Genomic DNA, 21,973 nt, shown 5'->3' with positions numbered 1-21,973 from the left:
AGGAAGGGCGTGCTGTTTTTTATTGCAAAACGGTTAGTTTCCGTTCATTCCGTCGTACCGTGCTTACTATGGTGAAGCAGCCATTCCGTGATCCGGCCGGTGTCATTGACGCCAAATACCGGAACGGAACCCGGATGCACATCCATGTTCCCCCTCACCTTGTCATCGGTAAGCCAGGAGACGATCGCATTCACGGATGTTAATTCGGAAACGAGCGAATGATCTTCCTGGCTGCGGACCATCACGAGTTTGGGGTACTCCGCCTGCTTGAAGCCCTCCACTAAAATCATGTCGTATGCGGAAAACCGCTTGATGAGCTCGTCCAGCCCGGTTTCCGCTTCCTCGATCACGGCCGTACGCTGCGAGGACACAAGGGCGACTGCACCCGCCCCCGATTTCCGGTGCCGGTACGAGTCCGTTCCCGGATGATCGATGTCGAAATCGTGAGCGTCATGCTTAATCACCGCTGTCCGTATGCCTTTGGCCGCAAGCCTCTCGACGAGACTGCAGACTAGCGTCGTCTTGCCGCTGTTCTTATACCCGACGATTTGCCAGACGGGCGGTTTCACATCTTGCCGGCTCATCTCGATCCCTCTTTAAGCAGCAAAATTTGCACCTTGGATCCTGCCGGTGTGACTGCCTTGGCGGGCGGAATGACGATCAGGCAATCGCTGTCCTTGATCGTCACCATGACGCTCGATTCGTCCACCGCTGCCGGAACGGCATACACCAATCCATCGCGGACTTCCATTCTTCCGCGAACGTAGCGGGTAAAGGCGTTCACCTTCGTATAGTCGACGTCCAGGACGGCTGTCCACTCCTTAAGGTAGGCATCCTTTCTTCCCATCATGCCCTGGATTGTCGGCCGGACGAACAGCTCAAAGCCGACGAAGCAGGCGCCGGGATTGCCCGACAGCGCAAAGAGCAGTTTGCCGTCTTTTACGGCCGCCGTTGTGACGCTGCCGGGACGCATGGCGATTTTGTTATACAGCATCTCCACCCCGCCGCCGCGGACGAGGTCGCCCATAATGTCGTAGTCGCCGACTGACACACCGCCGCTGGTCACGACGGCATCATATTCCCGGAGAGCCGACTCGACCCGTGCTTGTGCCAGCTGCAAATCGTCCATAATGGCTTCCAAGATAAAGGGCTCGCCCCCCGCTTCCCGCACCTGGGCCGCGAGCATGTACGTGTTGCTGTTGCGGATTTTCCCCGGCTGCAGCGGCTCTTCGACGGACAGCAGCTCCGACCCCGTCGAGAAAATCGCGATCCGCGGCTTGCGGTACACCGGGACACGGTGAATGCCGAACGTCGCCAGCACCGAGATTTCCCCGGCCGAAATCCGGGTCCCCGGGCTCAGCAGCAGCTGTCCTTCCTGAACCTCCAGGCCGATCGGGGTTATGTTTTGCCCCTCCTGGATTTTTCGCTTCAGTCCAACCCGGGCACGTCCGTCCTTTTCCTGCTGCTCCGTCATCTCCAGCATGACGACGGCGTCCGCGCCGTCCGGCACTTCGGCGCCCGTCATGATCCGCGCAGCCGTCCCCGGACGGATCACTTGGCTGGACACGCTGCCGCAAGGAATCTCGTCGATGACTTCCAGCCAGACCGGATCGTCCGAGCTGCAAGAAGCGGTGTCGGCAGACCGAATCGCGTACCCGTCCATTCCGGAGCGGCGGAACCGCGGAAACGGATGCGGGGCGGTAACGGGCTCGGCCAGAAAGCGCCCGACGCTCTCCGCCAGCGGTACCGTTTCTACAGCGCCTGCCTCTACATACCCGGCGATCAGCCTTTGGGCATCCTTGACCTGCATCGGTTTCCGGTGAAATTTATCGTAATCGGTTCGTGTCTGATCCATTTATGTATCATCCTTCCGTTGCTGAATGTCTCCACTGTCTATCATGACACAAAAAAACGCACGAATCCATGCTTCGTGCGTTTTCGTCCGCCGTGAACACGGCATCAGGTTATTCGCTTGCGGCCAGCCGTCACCTGCGCCTTGTGATCTTGCCTGACCCGACGCGGGTTTTCGGCTTCGTATACGAACGCTTCGGTGCATCAAACAGGCCGGAGCCGCTGCTGCCGCCCCTTGAAATGCTGCCCCTGCTCGGAGTCTTGGTATCTTTCTTCCGGTCAAAAATGCTGCCTCCGGAACCGACGCTCGGATTCGTGTCGCTGTTTTTGCCGCGGCGGAGAATCGAGCCCTTCTTCTCAACCGTCAGCGGCGGCGCCACCTTTTTATCGTTGGTCGTCGGAGTATGGTACGTTCCCTGCTTCGGCTGATAAATGTCTCTGCTCGTATACCCCCGGTAAGAGCCTCCCCCGCCGAACGAATCAAAGAGTTGTCCGATGAGCGCGGCCGTCAGATAGCCCTGAAGAAAGCTTGAATCGTAATTCCGCTGCACATACTGCTGCGAGTCGATTTCGATCAGCGTATCGCTTGGCTTGGCGGTATCTTTCTGCAGATGGTACCATTCGTTACCGTACACCAGGAACATCCGGTCAGCATCTTCCGGCGACATCTGGTCGGGCTTCTTCTCGTCCGTCAGCTCCTTCGCAACCTCGGGAACCGTCTTGTCTGCGGCCCGATACACATACGACGTAGCGTTACCGTCGCGGTTCACCGACTCCAGCGGATAGGTCTCCTTGACGTTTGGCGAGCCGATGCCGCATCCGGTCAGCAGAGACAGCACAAGGCTGGCGACAAGCAGAAGCTTCAGGCCTAGAAACCTGCTTCTCTTCTTACCCATCATGTGCCCCACCTCTAATTGGCCCGGATGACTTTCACATCACCTGGGATTACTTTCTCTCCTTCATACAGCATAAAGCGTCCGTTCTGCCACTCGATCCGCAGCAGATGATAATCGTCGGATTGGTACTGCCATACGTGCTGCTCTCCCCCTTGCGTAAACGGGGTTTTGCCTTGAATTAACACATGACCGATGTATTCTTCTTCCATATAGTAAACCCGGTCGTCCAGGTCGATCTCGGTCGGTACTTCTGCAGGATTGTCAAGCCGGCCGTCGATCGGAGCGTACAATTCATACTCCACGGTCTCGCGCTCTTCAATATGAAGGTAAGCGATCGTGTTCCCGTCCCGGAGCGTGAGCAGAACGGCGTTTCTTCCGCGGTTGTGCACGCGTCCAATGACTTCGTACGTGACCAGCGATACCTCGCAAATATCTCCCGGCATGAGCGCCAGCATGCTTTTCTCCGGTTTCGGCGGTTCCGGCTTGGCAAACAGGTTGCCGATTCTTTTAAATACACTCATATGCTATAACTCCTTAGGTAATCAAACTTTAATATATATTGGGGTCGTGCTACAGGCAGGCGGTAATGATGAGGGCGCCAACCAAATGGATTGTACCGGCAAACAGGCCGTAACCCACTTTGCCCTGCTGTGTACCTGTATCCAGGTCAAGCTTTGCCCACCATCTCATCAAGACGCGCACGATCGCTTCCAGCACGAGTAAGATCAAGAAGGAGACGATCGATACGACAAGCGCTTCCAGCAGGTTATTCGAGGTCCGAATCGAAACGGACAGAATGTAACCCTGGGACAGCAGCTTGATGACCAGGCGCGAGGTGACCGCCATGTTGCCCGCCTTCACTTCTTCAAAATCTTTGTACTTGGTAAACAGCGAATCCACAAACATCAAAATAAAGAGCAGGATCGCCCCGGAACCTGTCCATACCAGAATCCCTTTAATGATATTAAAATCCATCTACCTTAGCCTCCACATCTTCTCAACGTCTCACTCATACATAATAAAAGCGAAGGAGAAATATGACAAATGTTCCCCTTCGCTATTCATCATACCCGGTTTATGGCAGATTATTTGTTCTCGTACTGCTTCATGAGCGCTGCCAGCTCATCTTCAACTTCTTTGTCCTTACCGAGCTGTTCGAACTCATCGTCGAGCGATTTGCCTTTGGCGGACATTTCGTTGCTGGCTTCGGCTTGCGCCTCCATCTGCAGCATCTTCTCTTCCATCCGCTTCATGCCGTTCGTCGCAGAATCCGTGCTGAAGCCGTTCATCGCCTTGTTGATTTCGGTTTGCGCTTTGGCCGCATTATAGCGGGCTACCAGCGTCTCTCTTTTGTTCTTCATTTCGGTGAGCTGCTTGCGCATTTCCTCAAGCTTGGCACGGAGATTGTCGGCCGAAGCCTTGTTCTGGTCGTAGCTTGCTTTGTATTCGTTCATTTTCTGCTCAGCCGATTTTTTCTCTTCCAGCGCACGGCGGGCCAGCTCAACGTTTTGTGCCTGGGCTGCGGTGTGTGCCTGCTGGGTACGCTTCTCAACGAGCGCCTGCTGCTCTTCGTACAGCTGCTTGAATTTTTTCTCGATGGCGATTTGAGCGGCTACAGCCTTCTCCGCGTCTTCCAAATCTTCGGTCATATCGCGGATGTATTGGTCCGTCATCTTGATCGGGTCTTCTGCCTTATCGATAATCGCATTAATATTGGACATTGTTAAATCGCGCAGTCTTTTGAAAATAGCCATGGTTTCTTGTTCCTCCTGAAAGGTTAATGTGTTCTTCTTGATACTCTTTTACGCAGCAGTTTTAGGACCGTTTCAAAAATCGCCAAAATTTTTTCGGCGTTTGTTCATCTTCCATAATATAGCAGCAAGGAGTCTTCATTCAAGGGTATGTTTACCGTTTAAAAAACGCGGGAGCCGATCCTACGGATCTGACTCCAGCGTTTTGTTGTGAATGCTTGATTAGCTTCATTTCCGCAATGCCTAGGTTAAAAAGCTCGCAAGTACTGTTTCGGGATCTTCTGTTCTCCGTTCAACTCTTGGGCCGCATGAAGCGCCCAGTAAGGATCCTTCAGCATGCCTCTGCCGACTGCGACCAGATCCGCCTTTCCTTCCAGCACCACCTGCTGCGCTTCCTCGTAATTTTCCAAGCGGCCGACAGCGATTACCGGTACATCCAGCTTTGCCTTCATTTGCTCCGCCAATTCCACCTGGTACCCCGAGCCGGCCTTCGGTCCGCCGTTCGATCCGATATGACCTTCACCGCCGGAGGAAATATGGAATACGTCCACGCCCGCATCCCGGTATCGTTGGCAGATTTCCGCGCAGTAATCGACGTCATAACCGCCGTCCACGTACTCCTTGGCTGACACTCTCATCAGAACAGGCATGTCTTCAGGGACCGCCTTCTTGACGGCTTTAACAACCTCTTCTCCGAACAAGGCCAGGTCTTTTCCATACGCATCGTCTCTTCGGTTGGTCAGCGGAGAATGGAACTGATGGATTAAATAGCCGTGAGCGCCGTGTATCTCCACGGTATCAAAGCCGGCTTCCACCGCGCGCCGGGCCGCTTCCCCATAGGCGGTAACCAGACTCTGGGCCTCTTCGGTGGACAAAGCTCTCGGAATTTTATATTTCTCGTCAAAACGGATGGCCGATGGGGCTACGGGCGGGTTCGCGTCCTCCGCCTTGCGGCCGGCATGGCCCAGCTGGATGCCGATCCTTGCGCCATGGGCGTGCACTTCGTCGACGATTTTGCGGTAAGCAGGGATCTGCCCGTCATCCCATATTCCCGTATCCCGGTTCGTAATCCGTCCGTCCGGGTGAACCCCCGTCATCTCTACGATAATCAATCCGGCTCCGCCGACTGCGCGGGATATATAATGGACATAATGCCAATTGTTAGGGATCCCGTCCTCAGCCTGTACCGAATATTGGCACATCGGAGGCATAACAATCCGGTTTTTCAGAGATAATCCTTTAAGTACATAAGGTGTAAATAGATCTGCCATTGCTTCGTGTCTCCTTTATGTTGTATGTGATTAAGCCTATATGACAACAGGGTTATATGATTGCAGCGCCGCCGTTTATCGTCCATACCTCGCGGTTACGGCCAACGTACAGCGACCGTAATCCATCAGTTCTATTATACACGCTTTGCCGAACGATATGAAAATGTGGCCAAGCAACTGATTTAAAGTAACATAATTGCATCAACATATGGACATAACAAGGATAAATCATGCTTTCGCTGTTTGTCCGCGGTGGAAAGGAGTCGAGACGGATGAAAAAGAAGCTGTTAAGCACATTGCTGTCTTCCCTGCTGATCTTGTTGTTGATCTGTCCTTGGCAGTCCGGGTGGCCGGCAGCCGCCGCTCAAGGCGGTGAACCCCCGGAACATCCGTCAGGTTCCGAACCTGCACGGGAAACCAGCAGCCGGGAGGCGAAAGAAAAGCGGAAGGAACAGCAGATCCTTACGCTCGGCCAGCTGATCAAAAAATATCCCGAAACGTTCAAAATTCACGGTCCGCGCGTCAAAGAGGTGGCCCTAACCTTTGATGACGTGCCGGATCCCAGATTTACTCCTCAGATCCTGGATGTGCTCAAAGCCCATCATATTAAAGCTACCTTTTTTGTGATGGGCAGCCGGGCGAAGAAGCATCCCGAGCTGGTCGAGCGCATCGTCCGTGAAGGACATGTGATCGGAAACCACTCCTATAATCATCCCGTGTTTCACAAATTAGAGATGGACGAATATGTAGCCGAGATTAAGCGGACGGAGAACACGCTTTACGGCATCGTCGGCTATAAGCCCAAGCTGATCAGGCCACCTTATGGAGACATCACGGAACGCCAACTGCGCTGGGCCAAGCAGCAGGGCTACAAAATCGTAAACTGGAACGTCGATTCGCTGGATTGGAAAGGAATCAGCAAGGAAGCGGTCAAGCGCAACGTGCTGTCCACCGTTGGGCAAGGCTCGATCATTCTTCAGCATGCGGGAGGCGGAACCACGTCCAATCTCAGCGGTACGATCGATGCCCTTCCGGACATTATTCAGACGTTGAAAAATAAAGGCTATTCATTCGTCACGCTGCCGAGGTTACTTCACGTTCCAAAAGACAAGTAACGCGCTGAGCGTACAAAAAAACCGGCTTGAGTACAAAAGCCGGTTTTTCCGTGTTATTATGAAAAGCTTGAACTATTTAATGAAGTACAGCTCAACGTCCTGGAACCCGAAGGCACTAACGCTTTCCGGGCTGCCCGGCACGAAAATGTCGATGCGTTTCCCCTTAATCGCACTGCCGGTATCCTTAGCTGTCGCTACGAAGGCTTTCTTCGGAAGGCCTTGGAAGCTGTGACCGGTAACCAGCACTTTCGTTCCCAACGGGATAACGGAAGGGTCAACCGCGATCGTTCCCAGCTTCAGCGGGTTGCCGAAGTAGTCCACTGCGCCCCACTTGCCGTTTTCGCTAGCGGCAGATGAATAAGCCGTAGCTCGGACGTCGAGTGTTTTGGAGTAATTGAAGGTTTTACCCCATGCTTCCACAACTTTGTCATCGCCGTTGACGTTCAGGGAAGCTGCTGTGATGATGGAGCCGCTGTCCTCTGCGGCAAATGCCTTGGCTGTGCTTGCTCCTGGAACGTTTAATTTCAGGCCTGGATAAATATTGGTTGCTTCTACGCTCGGATTTGCATTCATCAGCTGATTCAAATTAACGCCATATTGTTTAGATAATGTATAGAAGGTATCTCCATCCTTCGCTACATGGACCGAGTCCGCAAACGTGGGTACCGCTTGTACCGCCAGAGAAATGCCGATGATGGCTGCAAGTGTCTTGATTCCTTTAAATCTTTTCATGGTTCCTCCTTAAGTCGTGATGCCTGCGAAGTTAGCTGTCGGATTCGGATTGAGGAGACAACCCTACGCCCTATTGGTGCGATTCACCCCAAGCGTACTATGTACACAAATTACATCCCCCGCACTTTACCTTAGAAAAGTTTCGGCTCAACAAATATATCACAATTTTGTAACCTGTGCGCATGAAAATGTTACCAATCCAAAAGCCTTGAATTATCAGGCTTTATTTAGGGTTGTTAGCTGACTTAAGTAAGGGAGCAGCAGCTCAATTCCTTTTAAAATAGTTACAAAATCCTCATTCATTTTAACAATTTATTCATGAAAAGGTACATAAAAAGCCCTGGATGAGTAATATTCTCGTCCAGGGCTTTATCATTTTTATATGCAGGCACTTTGTCAAAGAACCTTGCTCAGAAAATCTTTCGTGCGGCTGTTTTGCGGGTTACCGAACACTTCCGCAGGCGTCCCCTGCTCGACGATTTGTCCGCCGTCCATAAAGACGATCCGGTCGCCGACTTCCCGGGCAAACCCCATTTCATGGGTTACGATAACCATCGTCATGCCGCCCTCCGCAAGCTTCTTCATGACCTCCAGCACTTCGCCGACCATTTCCGGGTCCAGGGCCGAAGTCGGCTCGTCAAAGAGCATGACGTGGGGCTGCATGGCCAGCGCCCGCGCGATGGCGATCCGCTGCTTCTGCCCGCCTGACAGCTGGGACGGATACGCATCCTTCTTGTCGGATAATCCGACCGTGCGCAGCAGGTCAAGGGCAATCCGTTCCGCCTCGGCCGGCGGCTGCTTTTTCACCTTAACCGGGGCCAGCATGAGGTTCTGCAGCACCGATTTATGCGGGAACAGATTGAAATGCTGGAACACCATGCCCATTTTTTCGCGGGTGGCATTGATGTTGTGGCGTTTGTCCGTAATCGGCTCGCCTTCAAACGTGATCTGCCCCCCTGTTGGCGTTTCGAGCAGATTCAGGCAGCGGAGAAAGGTACTTTTCCCCGAGCCGCTGGGGCCAATCACGACGAGGACCTCGCCTTTGGCGATGTCGATGTCGATCCCTTTCAGAATCTCCAGCTTGCCGAACGATTTGCGCAGATCTTTAACGCTGATCATCGGTATTCAACCTCCTTTCGAATACCCCCAGCAGCTTGGACAGGGTGAACGTCATAATGAAGTAGATGGCCGCAATGACCAGCAGCGGACTGAGGTAATCATACGTAATCCCTTGGATAGCCCCCGACTGGTACATCAAGTCGGTGACGCCGATAAACGATACGATGGATGATTCCTTGATAATCGTAATAAACTCATTGCCGATGGCCGGCAGCACGCTTTTTACAGCTTGGGGCAGCACGATGTACCGCATCGTCATGCTGCGCGTCATTCCCAGGGAACGGGCCGCTTCCGACTGGCCCCGGTCCACCCCCTGGATTCCGGCACGGAACACTTCCGCAAGGTACGCGGAGCTGTTAATGGACAACGTAATTGCACCGGACTCGATCGGCGTAAATTTGACCCCGAAGGCCACGAGGCCGTAGTGAATAATAAACAGCTGAACAACCATCGGGGTACCGCGGAGAACTTCCACCCATACCGAACCGATTAGCTTCGGCAGCCAAAAGCGGGACATCCGCATCAAGGATATAATAATGCCCAGCACGAAGCCGCAGATGACACCGATGGCCGCCAGGAGCAGTGTATACTGGATACCTGTCGCAAAATACGTCCGGTAATCCCAAAAAACGGAGAACATATTCATAAAGACCCAAGAACCTCCTTTGTCATCATACCTGCCTGTCCCATCCTTTCCCTGTATACAACAGATCGGGACATATTTGAAACAAGGTACCCATCATTGAACAGAAAAAATAGCGAATTCGCTTCGCTATTTTATCCGATGTATAAAATGAGAACAGACAGCTTAACCTCTATTTCTGTGCAGCCAAATCGCTCGCTTCGGCGACGTACTGCTCAATCTTGTTTTCGGATTTCAGACGGTCCAGCGTTTTATTGATTTGGTTCACGAGCTCGGTGTTGCCTTTTTTGATCCCGATCGCGTAGCCGTCTTCCTTATAATCAGGAACCGCATCCGCAATTACCAAACCTTTGACGTTCTTGATGTATGCTTCGGCAACCGGCTTCTCCATGATGGAGGCATCCACGCGGCTCGAATTCAGCTGCAGCACGATGTCGGAAATTTTGCCCAGGCCGGTGATCTTCGCCCCCGGAATCGTCTTGGCGATGTCCTCCTGGATCGAACCCTTCTGAATGCCGAGCGAAGCTCCTTCCAGAGCTTTCATCGTGCTGTATTTGTCTTTGTCAGCCTCTCTGACGACGACGGCCTGCTCTGCCTTATAGTAGTTGTTCGAAAAATCGATTTGTTTCTTGCGTTCTTCGTTTGGTGTAAGGCCTGAAATGACAAAATCTACGCGGCCGGTGGACAGCTCGCCGAGAAGCGCATCAAAGCTCATGTCCTTGACTTCAAGCTGCGCCCCCATGTCTTTGGCGATTTCCTTGGCGATTTCGATATCGAAGCCGACGATTTGGTCCTTGCCGTTCACCATTTTATGAAATTCGTACGGCGGGAAGTCCGCGCTAGTACCAAGCACGATCGTCTTGCCGCTGGCCGGCTGTTCGCCCGCTGCCTTGCCGCCCTCAGTCGAAGGTTTGCTTCCGCACCCGGCAAGCAGGGAGCCTGCCAGCAGAATGCATGCCGTTAGAATACCCCATTTTTTCATATCTATCTCTCCTGTCCATTTCAATGATACTTATTGTTGTTCAAAGGCATGATCCGTATCCGGCCCAGCCCGAAAAACCACGGTTCTAATCATACAATAAAAATGCATGATTATGCAATGACATTTTCATACAGTGGTCAATACATTTCAAAATAGCCAGAATAATGCGGATTATAGCTTTTTAATACCATTTATCCCCAGTTCTATTGTTTCTTTTAGTCACCTCCCCTTCTTTATCGGAATAAATATGTATTTACCGTTTCAAAGCCCGTCTCCTTCCTAATCCGATGCATAAATCCCTTCAAAAACCTGCACCCTTTGAAAGAAAAGCTTCTTATTATGTAATTACACGCAATGGGGACTCCTACGCAAAAAGTTCACCGAAACGTCAGATTAAGGCGGCAGCCATGGTTCATCATTCCGGGAATGAGGTATTAAATAGCTAGATATTTAGTGGAGGTGTAGTCATGCTGCTGGAAGCTTTATACCATGTCCCCCGGGACAAATGGGCCTATGCATACGATCCGAAGACGATACATCTGCGTGTCCGCACCAAACGAAACGACGTGGATACGGTGGTTGCGATGACCGGAGACAAATACGACTGGGATTCGACCTATTTTGAAATTACGATGGAAAAAGCCGCGACCGACGAGATGTTCGATTATTGGGAAGCTGCCGTGCTGCCTAAATACAAGCGTCTTAGCTATGCGTTCCGGATCACTTCCGGCAAAGAAACGATTTACTTGCTCGACAACGGGCTGTACCGAAATTGTCCGGCGCCGACGGGCGGCTATTACGAATTTTCTTACATACATGAGATCGACGTATTTAAGGTGCCGGATTGGGCAAAGGATGCTATTTTTTACCAAATTATGCCGGAACGTTTTGCGAACGGGGATCCAAGCAATGATCCGAAAGGGACACAGCCTTGGGGAGGACAGCCGACAACAGACAATTTCTTCGGCGGCGACCTGCAGGGCGTCCTGGATCATTTGGACGACCTACTCGATCTGGGCATTAATGCGATATATTTCACACCTTTGTTCACGTCGCCGTCGAACCATAAATACGACATCGTCGATTATAAGCAGGTTGATCCGCATTTTGGGGACAACGAGCTGCTCAAGCAGGTCGTGGAAGCCTGTCACAGCAAAGGGATCCGCGTCATGCTCGATGCCGTGTTCAACCACTGCAGCGAACTGTTTCCACCGTTCCAGGACGTCCTGAAGCATGGGGAAAAGTCCAAATACGCCGATTGGTTTCATATCAACCAGTTTCCGGCTCGGGTTGAGAACGGGATCGCCACGTATGACACGTTTGGTTTCTTCGGCAATATGCCCAAGTTCAACACGGCCAATCCCGAGGTGAAGCAGTATTTGCTGGACGTTGCCGAGTACTGGATTAAGGAAATCAAGCTGGACGGCTGGAGGCTGGACGTGGCGAACGAGGTCGACCACCATTTTTGGCGGGACTTCCGCATGGTCGTCAAAAACGCCAATCCGGACGCATATATCGTCGGAGAAGTGTGGAGCGATTCCCTCGCCTGGCTGGTGGGCGACCAGTTCGACTCTGTCATGAACTACCCTTTTGCCGACAAGGTGCTGGAGTTTTTCAACGGAGGCATGGACGGACTGACGTTCGCCAACAAAATGGGCACCATCCTGATGCGCTATCCGCAGCAGACGAACGAAGTGGTGTTCAACATGCTGTGCAGCCATGATACGCCGCGCCTCCTGACACGAGTCGGCAACGACAAGCGCCGGATGAAGCTGGCGGTCGTCTTCCTGTTCACGTTCATGGGGACGCCATGCATCTTCTATGGCGATGAGGTGGGCCTTACCGGAGGCGGCGATCCGGACTGCCGTAAATGCATGGAGTGGGATCCGAAGAAGCAGGACCGCGAGCTGTACGATTTTTACAAGCTGCTCATCGGTCTGCGCAAAAAAAACAAAGCGCTCCGCGAAGGCCGCTTCCGCTTTTTGAAGGCGGAACCGGGCAATCCCAACATTATTTACGAGCGCATGGACAGCCGGGTTCATTTCACCATCTGGATGAACAACACTGACAAGCCGCAAGTGCTGTCCCACCCGATGGTTACGAATGACTGGAAGGACGCCTTATCGGGCGACAATGTGCCTACACAGAACGGAACGATGAACGTCAGTCTGGACCCTTACGGGTACCGGATTTTGTACCGAAATCTCACCAAATAAATCGGTTTCTTCATAACGAAAGCCTTCCGGAGTTCCGGAAGGCTTTTTCCATATGGATTCTTAGCGGCTGTGAATATGACCACGGAGCCGGCCTGGACCAGCTCCGTTTGCTTTAAACGATGACGCGTTCATAAATGTCCATATACTCCTTGGCGGACATGTTCCAGCTGTAATCCCCGGCAAAGGCATTCTTGACGATTTTGCTCCAATGCTCCGGCTGTTGGTAAAACGCTGCTGCTCGGCGGATCGTATGCATCATGTCGTGGGCGTTGAACGCCGTGAAGCTGAAACCGTTGCCCTCGCCCGTAAACTCGTTGTAAGACTGCACGGTGTCGTTCAGCCCCCCGGTCTCGCGAACGATCGGGATGCTGCCGTACCGCAGCGCCAGCAGCTGGCTGATGCCGCATGGCTCGAACTTCGACGGCATGAGGAACATGTCGCTGCCTGCATATATTTTGCGTGACAGGGCGTCGCTGAACGTAATCTGCGCCGACATGTTGTCCGGATGCCGCCCTGCCGCTTCGCGGAACCAATGCTCGTAGGCGGAGTCGCCCGTGCCGAGCAAGACGAACTGGAAGTCGTCGTGATCCAGCATTTCGTCCAGCACCCGCGTCACGAGATCCAGTCCCTTGGACTCCACCAGCCGGGTCACCATTGCAATGAGCGGCACGTCCGGTTTAACCGGCAAGCCGAGCTCCTGCTGGAGCCCTGCTTTGTTTTCCCTCTTTTTCGTCAGGTTCGACCGGTATTTTACGTAGAGGCTCGTATCGTTAGCGGGATTGTAGCTCTTCGTGTCTACTCCGTTTACGATCCCGCTCAGCCGGTCACCGAGCGAATACAGCAGCCCTTCCAACCCATATCCGTAATGGGCCGTCTGAATCTCCCTGGCGTAGGTCGGACTTACCGTCGTCACGTGATCGGCGTAGACGATCCCGCCTTTCATAAAGTTGACATTTCCGTAAAACTCAAGGCCTTCTGGCGTAAAATATTGATGCCCCAGCTCCAGCAGTTCGCCAAGTACCTCGTAAGGGTAAATTCCCTGGTACAGCAAATTATGTATCGTAAACACGGTACGGATGTGCTGGTAGTACTCGTTATGGCGGTAGTGCGCCTGCAGCAACACCGGAATAAGCGCCGTATGCCAGTCATGGCAGTGGAGCACGTCCGGCTCGGAACCGATCAGCGGAAGCACTTCAAGCACAGCCCGGTTGAAAAAGGCGAAGCGTTCGCCGTCGTCCATGTATCCGTACACGCTATCCCGTCCGAAATAGTATTCGTTATCGAGAAAATATATTGGAATGCCGTCGTACACGAGCTTTTCGATGCCGCAGTATTGATTTCTCCAGCCGACTGGCACTTTGATTTCCGTGAGATGCTGCATTTCATCCCTAAATTGCTGTGGTATCCCTTTATGTTTGGGCAAAATGACCTGCACATCCGCGCCGCTTCGTTTGAGCGCTTTGGGCAGGGCGCCGATGACATCGGCAAGTCCCCCTGTTTTAATAAACGGTGTCGATTCCGCTGCTGCAAATATGACTTTCATCTCTCCTGCCTCCTATTCATTGATCCGCGGGCCGTCTTCCGTCACCGGTTTCCTTCCGGTGCCTCTGCCCGATCTTTTCTTTGTCTCTGCAGTAGGCATCTTTAACCCTTCCTTGGCTTTGGACGCCGACACCCGGGTGGTTTCACCGGATTTGCCGGACTTTGACGCGGCACTTCGCTTGCTTGGTTTACTCTCTTTACCCGGAACCGCCTTTTTCGTACGAGGCTGCTCCCTTTTATATATCAGCATACTGAGCGGCGGCAGCGTTAATTCCAGACTGCATGTTTGTTCATGCCAAGGAATCTTCTCCGTCTGCACGGGTTCGGCGTTAAACTCGCCGCTTCCGCCATATTGGGAATCCTCGCTGCAGAACACGGGCACGTACGTGCCGGCCTTGGCAATCCCGATCCGGTAATGCTCGCGCCGCACCGGTTGAAAATTAATAATGACGACAAGGGTGTCACCGGCTTTCTTCCCTTTTCTGAGGTACGAAATGACGCTTTGCGTGTTGTCATGCGGCGTGATCCATTGGTACCCTTCAAGCTCATGATCCCGCTCCCACAGCGCCGGTTCGTTCAGATACAGCCGGTTTAATTCCGCGGTATACCGATGCAAACTGCGGTGGCTCTCGTAATCCAGCAGCAGCCAGTCAAGCTGCTCCTGGTCCTTCCATTCGATAAATTGGCCAAACTCCCCGCCCATGAACAACAGCTTTTTCCCTGGGTGGGTCATCTGGTATCCAAGCAGCAGCCGAAGCCCGGCGAACTTCTGCCCGTAATCCCCTGGCATTTTGCTGAGCAGCGATTTTTTGCCGTGAACAACTTCATCATGGGATAAAGGCAGCGCGTAATTCTCAGAATAAGCATAAGCAATCGGGAATGTCAGCAGATGATGCCGCCCGGGCCGCTGTTCAAACGGCGTTTCCACATAATCCAGCGTGTCGTTCATCCAGCCCATGTTCCATTTGTAATTAAAGCCCAGCCCGCCTTCGTGCACGGATGCGGTAACCCCGGGCCAAGCGCTGGATTCTTCGGCCATCATCAGCGTATTCGGGAAATAGCTGAACACCACGGTGTTCAGCTGCTGCAGGAAAGCGATCGCCTCGGTGTTCTCGAGACCACCGTTCTCGTTGCGCTGGAACTGTCCTTCCTGCTTTTCGAAATCAAGCCGCAGCATGCTGGTGACCGCGTCAACCCGGAGCCCGTCAATGTGGAACACGTCCAGCCAGAACAACGCGTTGGAAATCAGAAACGAGCGGACCTCCGGTTTGCCGAAGTCAAAGCTGAGCGTGCCCCAGCCGGGTTTTTCTGCTTTATAGGCATCGCTGTATTCAAACAGCGGCGTCCCGTCAAACCGGCGGAGTCCGTGGGCATCCTTGGCGAAATGGGATGGCACCCAGTCCAGGATAACGCCGATATCGGCCTGGTGCAGGGCGTCGACCAAATACATAAAGTCATGTGGCGTCCCATAGCGGCTCGTCACGGCGAAATAGCCCGTTCCCTGATATCCCCAAGATAAATCGTATGGATGCTCCGCAAGCGGCATAAACTCGACATGGGTATAGTGCATTTCCTTCAAATAAGGAATAAGAAGATCAGCCATTTCCCGGTATGTATAAAAAGTCCCGTCCTCTTTCTGCCGCCACGTACCGAAATGGATCTCATATATGTTCAGCGGCTTGCGGTAAGGTGCTTTTCTCTTTCTACGCCAGGGGCCGTCATTCCATACATATCCGGCAAGATCCGTGACCACTGATGCGGTGGCCGGGCGCAGCTCCGACTGAAACGCATAAGGATCGGCCTTCAGAAACCGTTCTCCGCCAGGTCCGGTCATGTCATATTTGTAAAAAGTACCTGAACGGATTCCGGGGAAAAAGCGAGTCCAAAAACCTGAATCGGGTATCTTATATAACGAATCCTTTTCTCCGTTCCAGTTGTTCCAGTCTGCCGCCAAGCCTACAGCCTGGGCATGGGGCGCCCAGACGGTGAACCGGACGCCTTCCTCGCCTTCTTCCACAGCAGGATGAGCGCCCAACATCCTGTGACTGTGATAGGAGGTCCCTTCATGAAACAAATAGATGTCTTCCGCGGACAGCGGCTGACCCGGCGCCTTATTCATGTTCTCCAAATGATCACCTGCTTTAGGAATATAGTGCATGTAAACCATTACCCCATTGTAGCCAAAATGAAAATAAAAATGACCGCTGAAAGATAAAATTGTAATTTTTCAGTGATATTTCAATATAATCGTTTCAGATGGGCGATAGTCGTTTATTTATGTACTACATTTACAATTTTGAATGGGAGGAAACGACATGAAGAGAAAAGAATGCATCGCCATGTTGCTTGCCGGAGGTGAAGGGCGCAGATTATCACCTCTGACATCGAAACTGGCAAAGCCCGCTGTTCCGTTCGGCGGCCGTTACCGTATTATCGATTTTCCTCTCAGTAACTGCGTAAACTCAGGCATTGACACCATCGGTGTGCTGACGCAGTACGAGGCTGAATCGCTTCATCTGCATATCGGGGAAGGCGAACCATGGGGCCTCCAAAAAAATGGAGAGGACGGAATCACCCTGCTGCCTTCTTACAATACAGGATCCTCGGAATACTTGGGAACTGCTGATGCCATTTATAAAAATATCGAATATATTGACCGTCACCAGCCGGAACATGTACTGGTTTTGTCCGGTGACCATATTTACCACATGGATTATAATCAAATGCTTCAATTTCATCAAAAGAACGGCGCCAAAGCCACCATCTCTGTCATGGAGGTGCCTTGGGAGGAAGCCAGCCGTTTCGGGGTCATGAGCGTGGACGAATCGCTGCGCATCTCGGACTTTGCCGAGAAACCGGCCGAACCCGAAAGTAACCTGGCATCCATGGGCATCTATTTGTTTGAATGGGAGTACCTCCGCAGACATTTGATGGAGGACGCCGCGAATGATGCCTCAAGCCATGACTTCGGCAAGGATATTATTCCGAAGATGCTGGCGGATCAGGATGAACTGTTCGCGTATCGCTTTGACGGGTATTGGAGAGATGTCGGCACTGTTGCCAGCCTTTGGGAAGCACACATGGACCTCCTGTCCGACGATCTGGACTGGAAGCTGCATAACAGTGAATGGCCAATGTACACCCGTCCTTGGCGTACGAAGCTCGGATCGACACGGAACCGCAGCGTGATGGCGACCAACTGCCTGATCTCCGAAACGTGCACATTGGACGGGATAGCGCATCAATCCGTGATGTTCTGTGGTGTAGAAGTCGGCAAAATGTCCGAGATTAAGGACAGCGTCGTGATGCCGAACGTCCGGATCGGACGCAACGTGCAAATCGAGCATGCCATTATTGGCGAAGGAGCGATCATTAAAGACGGCGCGGTCATCAAAGGAACGCCGGGTCAGGTGACGGTAGTCGGCCCTTACGAAACCGTTATGCCGAAACCAAGCATTCGTACCCAGCCTTCCCGACTCCTGCAGGATGTATACGAGAAAACCGGACGCCTGCGTGCCGAAGGCTTATCCTCTTAATACAATATGTGTGAATATATAAAGAGCGAACCCCTTTTTTTCCGGGAGTTCGCTCTTTGATGTGTATGAACTTCATGAAAGCTTCTCGTCTACGGGAGGCAGCTCGGGTGCACCGTCCGTTTGAACGGTATTCTCCGGCAGCCGAGGCAGGGACACGACGATCGTCGTCCCCTCCCCTAACGTGCTCTGGATGAGCAAAATTCCTTTATGAAGCTCAACCAGCTGCTGGGAGATGGCAAGTCCAAGACCGGTGCCGCCGTTGAGCGGATCCACCTGAAAGAACCGGTCGCGCACTTTGACCAAGTGATCCTCGCTGATCCCGATCCCCGTATCCCTCACTTCGGTTACGACATTGTCGCCTTCAAAGTACACGACCAGATCGATTGCCGAATGCTCATGCGAAAATTTGATCGCATTGTCCACCAGGTTCAGGAACACCTGCTTCAAGCGGTTCGCGTCCCCGGCCACGAGCGGTCTGTCCTCGGACTTCAGCCGGAGCTCGATTTGCCTGCTCTCCGCCTTCGTCCACAGGTTCAACATGATTTCCTGGAGCAGCTCTTTGATGTCGACCCGGCCAATCGCAATCTTCATCTCATTCTGCTGCAGTTTGGAGAAGTCGAGGATTTCCTCAACGAGGCCAATCAGGCGCTCGGTCTCCTTTGTAATGATCTCCATGCCGATCCGGGTCTCCTCGGGATCATAGCCTCCCGAATTGATCGTTTCGCTCCACCCTTTAATACTCGTCAGCGGCGTCCGCAGCTCGTGCGAAATCGACGAAATGAAATCGTCCTTGACCTGATTGCTCCGGACGATCTCCTGGGCCATATAGTTCAGCGTGGATGCCAGCTCGCCAAGCTCGTACTTGTAGTCGCCCTTGATCCGCTGGTTGAACTTACCGCGGGCCATCTCGGCGGAGACGGCCGTAATCGTGTTCAGCGGCTGCACGATGGAGTTGGCAAGACCCATACTGAATACGAGCACGATGGCGAGTACAGCCGCTCCTACGCCCGTGGCCAGCATGGTTAGATTAAACAATTTATCGTTGACCGTTTCCAGCGAGGTGACATAACGGACGATATAGCCATCCTGCCCGCTGCTCTGCTCCAGCTTCGACACGGCCATGACATTCTCGCCGGTGCTGGCCTGACGCCCGACCCAACGGCCGACGTTGCCGGACAGCGCCTGGGAAATATCGGCCGTCTTCACAGACATATCGGGCTGAAACTCGGAAGAGTTGATCAGCACGTTACCCTGGGTATCCAGAATTTGCACATTGGCCGAGTTCAGATCGTAGTAGGTCAGCATGGAAGCCAGGTCGCGGTTCCCGTCAAGCCCCGGGTTGATCCGCTGGTAATAATAATCCTCCACATTGTCGATATGGTTTTTAATATGACTATAAATGCTGTCATAATAATACGTTCGTATGGCTAATAAAAAAATGACTTCCGCCAGCAGAAGCGCCGAGAACACTACGATAAAGTAGTGCAGGACAATCTGCCTGCGTATGCCTTTCTTGATCATTGTCCCTGACCCTTCCATTTATAACCGTGGCCCCATACGGTCTGTAAAAACTCGGGGTCCGACGGATTCTCCTCGATTTTTTGGCGGAGACGGCGGATATTCACGTCCACGATCTTAGGATCGCCCATATATTCTTTGCCCCATACATGATCGAGCAGTACGTCCCTGCTGAGAGGCGTATTTTCTTTTTCGAGGAAAAATTGGATCAGCGAAAATTCCGTCGGCGTCAGTTCGATCGCATGCCCGTTCTTCTTGAACTGCTTGGAGATCAGGTCCAGGCTGAATGGACCAGAGTGAAAGCTGACCTTCGCCGTCGTTTCGCGGTGAACGTTCACCCGGCGCAGCAGCGATTGAATCCGTGCGATTAGTTCGGTCGGACTGAACGGCTTGCTCACATGGTCGTCCGCGCCGACGGACAGAGCGTACACCTTGTCCTGCTCCTGCACTTTCGCTGTCAAAAAGATAATACCGATCCGTTCGTTCGTTTCCCGGATGCGGCGGCACACCTCAAAACCGTCGATCCCCGGAACCATAACGTCCAGCAGTGCGATATCGATATCGGGATTGGACGTCAATTTATCGAGCGCCTCGTTCCCGTTTGCCGCCTCCAGCACATCGAAGCCGTTGCGTTTCAAGTTGATCACAATAAAACTGCGGATGGAATCCTCGTCTTCCAAAATTAAAACTTTACTCACTGATCTTTTCCTTCCTTTCAATCGGGGGTACCTCGTTCTTCAGCTGCTTCTTGCTGTTATCGATATCAAAGTCCCCGTATTTCTTGTAGCCGATCACCTTGTCGTTCGTCCGGTACAGGTACTTCCATTCATCATGCTGTTTATCCCACTCGGCCAGGGTGAAAAATTTGATCTCGGCCACCGTTTTGCCGGTATCGACCATCACGAAGCGCAAATACTGGTTCTTGATTGACTTGGTGTCCACCGTCACCTTGTTATGCCACTCCGGCGGGAAGAAGCCCAGCTCGAAGCCGTTCTGTAAATCACGATATTGCTCGGCGACGAATTTTAGTCCTTGTTTGCCGTCCCACTGCGAATATACGAAGAAGTTCGGAATTTCATCGGGCTTGAAATAGTTCCAGCCGATCGGCGGCTCTACGGATCCGATTTCGATGATCCCGTCATTGTTCACGTCGCCGCTCTTGACCGGCAGATCCTTGAATGTGGTGTCCTGATTGCCTCCGAACACGGACTTCAGCTTCCCGTCCTCCATCACGATGATGTTGGAATAAGAGGCGTCTCCCCCGCCGATCGAGGTGTCGATCACAATGCCTTCCTTGGCTCTACCTTCTGGATCCTTATAGACATTACCTGCGACAATATTGTAATAATTCGAAACGTACGGATCCATATCCAGCTTGTCAATTTCGACATAGCTGCCTTCTTCATACTGGTATGTCGCCACAAAAGCCTGATCATTCTGCTTCAGGCTAATAATCGTCAGGTCGTTCTTTTTATCCCCGTTCAGGTCCATAATGACGAAATTGGTGTAATCCTGCATCAGGTCTTTCTTGATGCTGCCCTCCGCGTACGTATAGACGTACAAACGGTTCACAGGGTTTTCGTCCCTTCTGGAATATCCGGCGATAATATCCGGTTTGCCGTCATTGTTCAGGTCCTTGAACTGAAGAGATTCCAGTACCCTGCCCTCTCCGTCGAAAGATGTTACCTTCGTCCACGTTCCGTTGACCAGCTTGAAAATCATGCAGTGGATGACCACCTGCTGATCCGGCGTTTCGTAGAATACGACCGCCTCGTTGACCTTGTCTCCGTCCAGATCGACGAAATGGATCAGGTTGGTGTCGGTTTCTTCCCTCGAGCGGATGAGATCCGCTCCATCGGGAAGCTGCGCGTGGATGATCGAGCTCAGCGTCTCTTTATCCGCAGACAGCATCGGCGTCTTCATCAAGCTGACCGGGTCGCTGATAAACGTGCAGCCGCCCAGCACAAACGTCAGCAGGACCGCAGCTGCAGCACGTATCCAGTTTGTCTTCAACAAATGCATTGCATCACTCTTTTCTATACCAAGCCCGCAAGCGGGCGCAAAGTCTAAATCATATTCTTTTCCCTCATCGTCAGACGGCGGCCGCGGATGTCGAATGCGACCTCCCCGCCAGACAACCCGACGATACGGGTGGCAAATTTCTCGGCGAGCTCAATCGGAAGCACGGAAATAACGGTGACGCGCTCCTCCTCGCACAGATTTTTCAGCGTTTCCATGACGCTTTCCGCCGATTTCGGGTCAAGCCCGACCACCGGCTCATCGGCGAGAATAACCTTGGCCCCATGAACCAAAGCTCTTGCGATGGCGATGCGCTGCTTTTCACCGCCGCTCAGCGTGCCCGCCTTCATACGGGCTTTATCCAAGAGACCCATCTGCTCGATGACGTCCATCGCGCCCATATAATCGTCCGAGCGGACCATCCCCGTCACCATGCGCCAAAGCGGCGTCTGACTGGCTTGGCCGATCAGCACGTTCTTCAGTCCGGTCCGGTTCGGATAGAGCTGGGGATTCTGCTCTAAGTATGCCCATTCGCGTCTAATTTTTCGTTTTCCGCCGAGAGGTTCCTTCAGCACATCCTGGCCGTCGATGACAAACGTCCCTCCGTCCCATTTTTCCTTCAGTGCCAGGCACCGCAGCAGCATGCTCTTGCCGCTTCCGCTGGCACCGACAACGGCGATAAGCTCGCCCTTCTGGATATCAAGGGATACCCCTTTGAGTATCGGAATTCTGTCCACACCGACTGACTTGGTTAAATGCTGAATTCGTATCATGACATTTCT

Annotated in this window: 19 protein-coding genes, 1 pseudogene and 1 riboswitch; of the genes and pseudogenes, 3 read left to right on the top strand and 17 right to left on the bottom strand. The window is 52.7% G+C overall.

The window, feature by feature from the left end; all coding sequences use genetic code 11:
- Window positions 1–44 precede the first annotated feature (44 nt).
- The 7 genes from mobB to K2F33_RS19965 form a co-directional block, all read right to left on the bottom strand.
- Complete coding sequence (gene mobB, locus K2F33_RS19995; RefSeq protein ID WP_089547859.1) at window positions 45–584, bottom strand: molybdopterin-guanine dinucleotide biosynthesis protein B; 540 nt, start codon at window positions 582–584, stop codon at window positions 45–47.
- Complete coding sequence (gene glp, locus K2F33_RS19990) at window positions 581–1,855, bottom strand: molybdopterin molybdotransferase MoeA (protein WP_089547860.1); 1,275 nt, start codon at window positions 1,853–1,855, stop codon at window positions 581–583. The genes mobB and glp overlap by 4 nt, the downstream gene beginning before the upstream one ends.
- A 130-nt stretch (window positions 1,856–1,985) precedes the next feature.
- Window positions 1,986–2,747, bottom strand: a complete 762-nt coding sequence (locus tag K2F33_RS19985; RefSeq protein ID WP_145132344.1) for a DUF4247 domain-containing protein — start codon at window positions 2,745–2,747, stop codon at window positions 1,986–1,988.
- A 14-nt stretch (window positions 2,748–2,761) separates the two neighbouring features.
- Complete coding sequence (locus K2F33_RS19980; protein WP_076171405.1) at window positions 2,762–3,268, bottom strand: DUF4178 domain-containing protein; 507 nt, start codon at window positions 3,266–3,268, stop codon at window positions 2,762–2,764.
- 49 nt (window positions 3,269–3,317) lie between these two features.
- On the bottom strand, window positions 3,318–3,722 hold the full coding sequence (locus tag K2F33_RS19975) for a DUF350 domain-containing protein (protein WP_076171403.1): 405 nt from the start codon (window positions 3,720–3,722) through the stop codon (window positions 3,318–3,320).
- Window positions 3,723–3,832: 110 nt separating this feature from the next.
- The gene (locus tag K2F33_RS19970) at window positions 3,833–4,501 is read right to left on the bottom strand and encodes a PspA/IM30 family protein (RefSeq protein ID WP_089547862.1); all 669 of its coding nucleotides are present in this window, start codon (window positions 4,499–4,501) and stop codon (window positions 3,833–3,835) included.
- A 245-nt stretch (window positions 4,502–4,746) separates the two neighbouring features.
- Complete coding sequence (locus K2F33_RS19965) at window positions 4,747–5,769, bottom strand: NADH:flavin oxidoreductase/NADH oxidase (RefSeq protein WP_089547863.1); 1,023 nt, start codon at window positions 5,767–5,769, stop codon at window positions 4,747–4,749.
- Between the two features lie 272 nt (window positions 5,770–6,041).
- Between K2F33_RS19965 and K2F33_RS19960 the strand changes: the two genes are divergently transcribed.
- Complete coding sequence (locus tag K2F33_RS19960; protein ID WP_263878346.1) at window positions 6,042–6,884, top strand: polysaccharide deacetylase family protein; 843 nt, start codon at window positions 6,042–6,044, stop codon at window positions 6,882–6,884.
- Between the two features lie 72 nt (window positions 6,885–6,956).
- Here the strand turns inward: K2F33_RS19960 and K2F33_RS19955 are convergent, their stop codons facing one another.
- From K2F33_RS19955 to K2F33_RS19940, 4 genes and pseudogenes are all read right to left on the bottom strand, one after another.
- Complete coding sequence (locus K2F33_RS19955; protein ID WP_089547865.1) at window positions 6,957–7,616, bottom strand: 3D domain-containing protein; 660 nt, start codon at window positions 7,614–7,616, stop codon at window positions 6,957–6,959.
- 3 nt (window positions 7,617–7,619) lie between these two features.
- Window positions 7,620–7,774: riboswitch (cyclic di-AMP (ydaO/yuaA leader) on the bottom strand.
- Between the two features lie 238 nt (window positions 7,775–8,012).
- A complete protein-coding gene (locus tag K2F33_RS19950; RefSeq protein WP_263878345.1) occupies window positions 8,013–8,735 on the bottom strand; it encodes an amino acid ABC transporter ATP-binding protein in 723 nt (240 codons plus the stop codon).
- Window positions 8,722–9,378 (bottom strand): annotated as a pseudogene (locus tag K2F33_RS19945) (amino acid ABC transporter permease); the annotation flags it as partial. The gene K2F33_RS19950 and the pseudogene K2F33_RS19945, both read right to left, overlap by 14 nt.
- Window positions 9,379–9,550: 172 nt before the next feature.
- Entirely contained in the window at window positions 9,551–10,360 is an 810-nt protein-coding gene (locus K2F33_RS19940) for a transporter substrate-binding domain-containing protein (RefSeq protein ID WP_263878343.1), read from the bottom strand.
- Window positions 10,361–10,827: 467 nt separating this feature from the next.
- On the opposite strand from K2F33_RS19940, the gene K2F33_RS19935 reads away from it, so the two are divergent.
- Window positions 10,828–12,576 (top strand): alpha-glycosidase, encoded by a 1,749-nt coding sequence (locus tag K2F33_RS19935; protein WP_263878342.1) that lies wholly within the window; start codon window positions 10,828–10,830, stop codon window positions 12,574–12,576.
- A 112-nt stretch (window positions 12,577–12,688) separates the two neighbouring features.
- Here K2F33_RS19935 and glgA read toward each other — a convergent pair whose 3' ends face one another.
- Window positions 12,689–14,119, bottom strand: coding sequence for a glycogen synthase GlgA (gene glgA, locus K2F33_RS19930; RefSeq protein WP_263878341.1), 1,431 nt, complete (start codon window positions 14,117–14,119; stop codon window positions 12,689–12,691).
- Between the two features lie 12 nt (window positions 14,120–14,131).
- Entirely contained in the window at window positions 14,132–16,237 is a 2,106-nt protein-coding gene (glgB, locus tag K2F33_RS19925; RefSeq protein WP_263882396.1) for a 1,4-alpha-glucan branching protein GlgB, read from the bottom strand.
- A gap of 196 nt (window positions 16,238–16,433) precedes the next feature.
- Between glgB and K2F33_RS19920 the strand changes: the two genes are divergently transcribed.
- Window positions 16,434–17,654 carry a glucose-1-phosphate adenylyltransferase gene (locus K2F33_RS19920; RefSeq protein ID WP_076171381.1) on the top strand — a complete coding sequence of 407 codons (1,221 nt, stop codon included), beginning with the start codon at window positions 16,434–16,436 and terminating at the stop codon, window positions 17,652–17,654.
- Window positions 17,655–17,726: 72 nt separating this feature from the next.
- On the opposite strand, the gene K2F33_RS19915 is transcribed toward K2F33_RS19920, so the two are convergent.
- From K2F33_RS19915 to K2F33_RS19900, 4 genes are read right to left on the bottom strand one after another with little or no spacing between them, the layout of a single operon-like run.
- Entirely contained in the window at window positions 17,727–19,175 is a 1,449-nt protein-coding gene (locus tag K2F33_RS19915) for a sensor histidine kinase (protein ID WP_263878340.1), read from the bottom strand.
- Entirely contained in the window at window positions 19,172–19,870 is a 699-nt protein-coding gene (locus K2F33_RS19910) for a response regulator transcription factor (RefSeq protein ID WP_076171376.1), read from the bottom strand. The genes K2F33_RS19915 and K2F33_RS19910 overlap by 4 nt, the downstream gene beginning before the upstream one ends.
- Window positions 19,863–21,194: an FG-GAP repeat domain-containing protein gene (locus K2F33_RS19905; protein ID WP_089547871.1), complete on the bottom strand. Its 1,332-nt coding sequence runs from the start codon at window positions 21,192–21,194 to the stop codon at window positions 19,863–19,865. The genes K2F33_RS19910 and K2F33_RS19905 overlap by 8 nt, the downstream gene beginning before the upstream one ends.
- A gap of 44 nt (window positions 21,195–21,238) precedes the next feature.
- On the bottom strand, window positions 21,239–21,964 hold the full coding sequence (locus K2F33_RS19900) for a phosphonate ABC transporter ATP-binding protein (RefSeq protein WP_076171370.1): 726 nt from the start codon (window positions 21,962–21,964) through the stop codon (window positions 21,239–21,241).
- Window positions 21,965–21,973 lie beyond the last annotated feature (9 nt).

It is taken from the genome of Paenibacillus sp. PSB04, from assembly GCF_025809195.1.
GTDB lineage: Bacteria > Bacillota > Bacilli > Paenibacillales > Paenibacillaceae > Paenibacillus_AQ > Paenibacillus_AQ favisporus.
Note: the sequence above shows the minus strand (reverse complement) of the source record. Positions and strands in the feature narration are given on the sequence as shown.

Bases quoted from the DNA above. Each gene is read 5' to 3' on its own strand.
- mobB (WP_089547859.1), bottom strand. From the start codon at position 584: ATGAGCCGGCAAGATGTGAAACCGCCCGTCTGGCAAATCGTCGGGTAT.
- glp (WP_089547860.1), bottom strand. From the start codon at position 1,855: ATGGATCAGACACGAACCGATTACGATAAATTTCACCGGAAACCGATG.
- K2F33_RS19985 (WP_145132344.1), bottom strand. From the start codon at position 2,747: ATGGGTAAGAAGAGAAGCAGGTTTCTAGGCCTGAAGCTTCTGCTTGTC.
- K2F33_RS19980 (WP_076171405.1), bottom strand. From the start codon at position 3,268: ATGAGTGTATTTAAAAGAATCGGCAACCTGTTTGCCAAGCCGGAACCG.
- K2F33_RS19975 (WP_076171403.1), bottom strand. From the start codon at position 3,722: ATGGATTTTAATATCATTAAAGGGATTCTGGTATGGACAGGTTCCGGG.
- K2F33_RS19970 (WP_089547862.1), bottom strand. From the start codon at position 4,501: ATGGCTATTTTCAAAAGACTGCGCGATTTAACAATGTCCAATATTAAT.
- K2F33_RS19965 (WP_089547863.1), bottom strand. From the start codon at position 5,769: ATGGCAGATCTATTTACACCTTATGTACTTAAAGGATTATCTCTGAAA.
- K2F33_RS19960 (WP_263878346.1), top strand. From the start codon at position 6,042: ATGAAAAAGAAGCTGTTAAGCACATTGCTGTCTTCCCTGCTGATCTTG.
- K2F33_RS19955 (WP_089547865.1), bottom strand. From the start codon at position 7,616: ATGAAAAGATTTAAAGGAATCAAGACACTTGCAGCCATCATCGGCATT.
- K2F33_RS19950 (WP_263878345.1), bottom strand. From the start codon at position 8,735: ATGATCAGCGTTAAAGATCTGCGCAAATCGTTCGGCAAGCTGGAGATT.
- K2F33_RS19940 (WP_263878343.1), bottom strand. From the start codon at position 10,360: ATGAAAAAATGGGGTATTCTAACGGCATGCATTCTGCTGGCAGGCTCC.
- K2F33_RS19935 (WP_263878342.1), top strand. From the start codon at position 10,828: ATGCTGCTGGAAGCTTTATACCATGTCCCCCGGGACAAATGGGCCTAT.
- glgA (WP_263878341.1), bottom strand. From the start codon at position 14,119: ATGAAAGTCATATTTGCAGCAGCGGAATCGACACCGTTTATTAAAACA.
- glgB (WP_263882396.1), bottom strand. From the start codon at position 16,237: ATGAATAAGGCGCCGGGTCAGCCGCTGTCCGCGGAAGACATCTATTTG.
- K2F33_RS19920 (WP_076171381.1), top strand. From the start codon at position 16,434: ATGAAGAGAAAAGAATGCATCGCCATGTTGCTTGCCGGAGGTGAAGGG.
- K2F33_RS19915 (WP_263878340.1), bottom strand. From the start codon at position 19,175: ATGATCAAGAAAGGCATACGCAGGCAGATTGTCCTGCACTACTTTATC.
- K2F33_RS19905 (WP_089547871.1), bottom strand. From the start codon at position 21,194: ATGCATTTGTTGAAGACAAACTGGATACGTGCTGCAGCTGCGGTCCTG.
- K2F33_RS19900 (WP_076171370.1), bottom strand. From the start codon at position 21,964: ATGATACGAATTCAGCATTTAACCAAGTCAGTCGGTGTGGACAGAATT.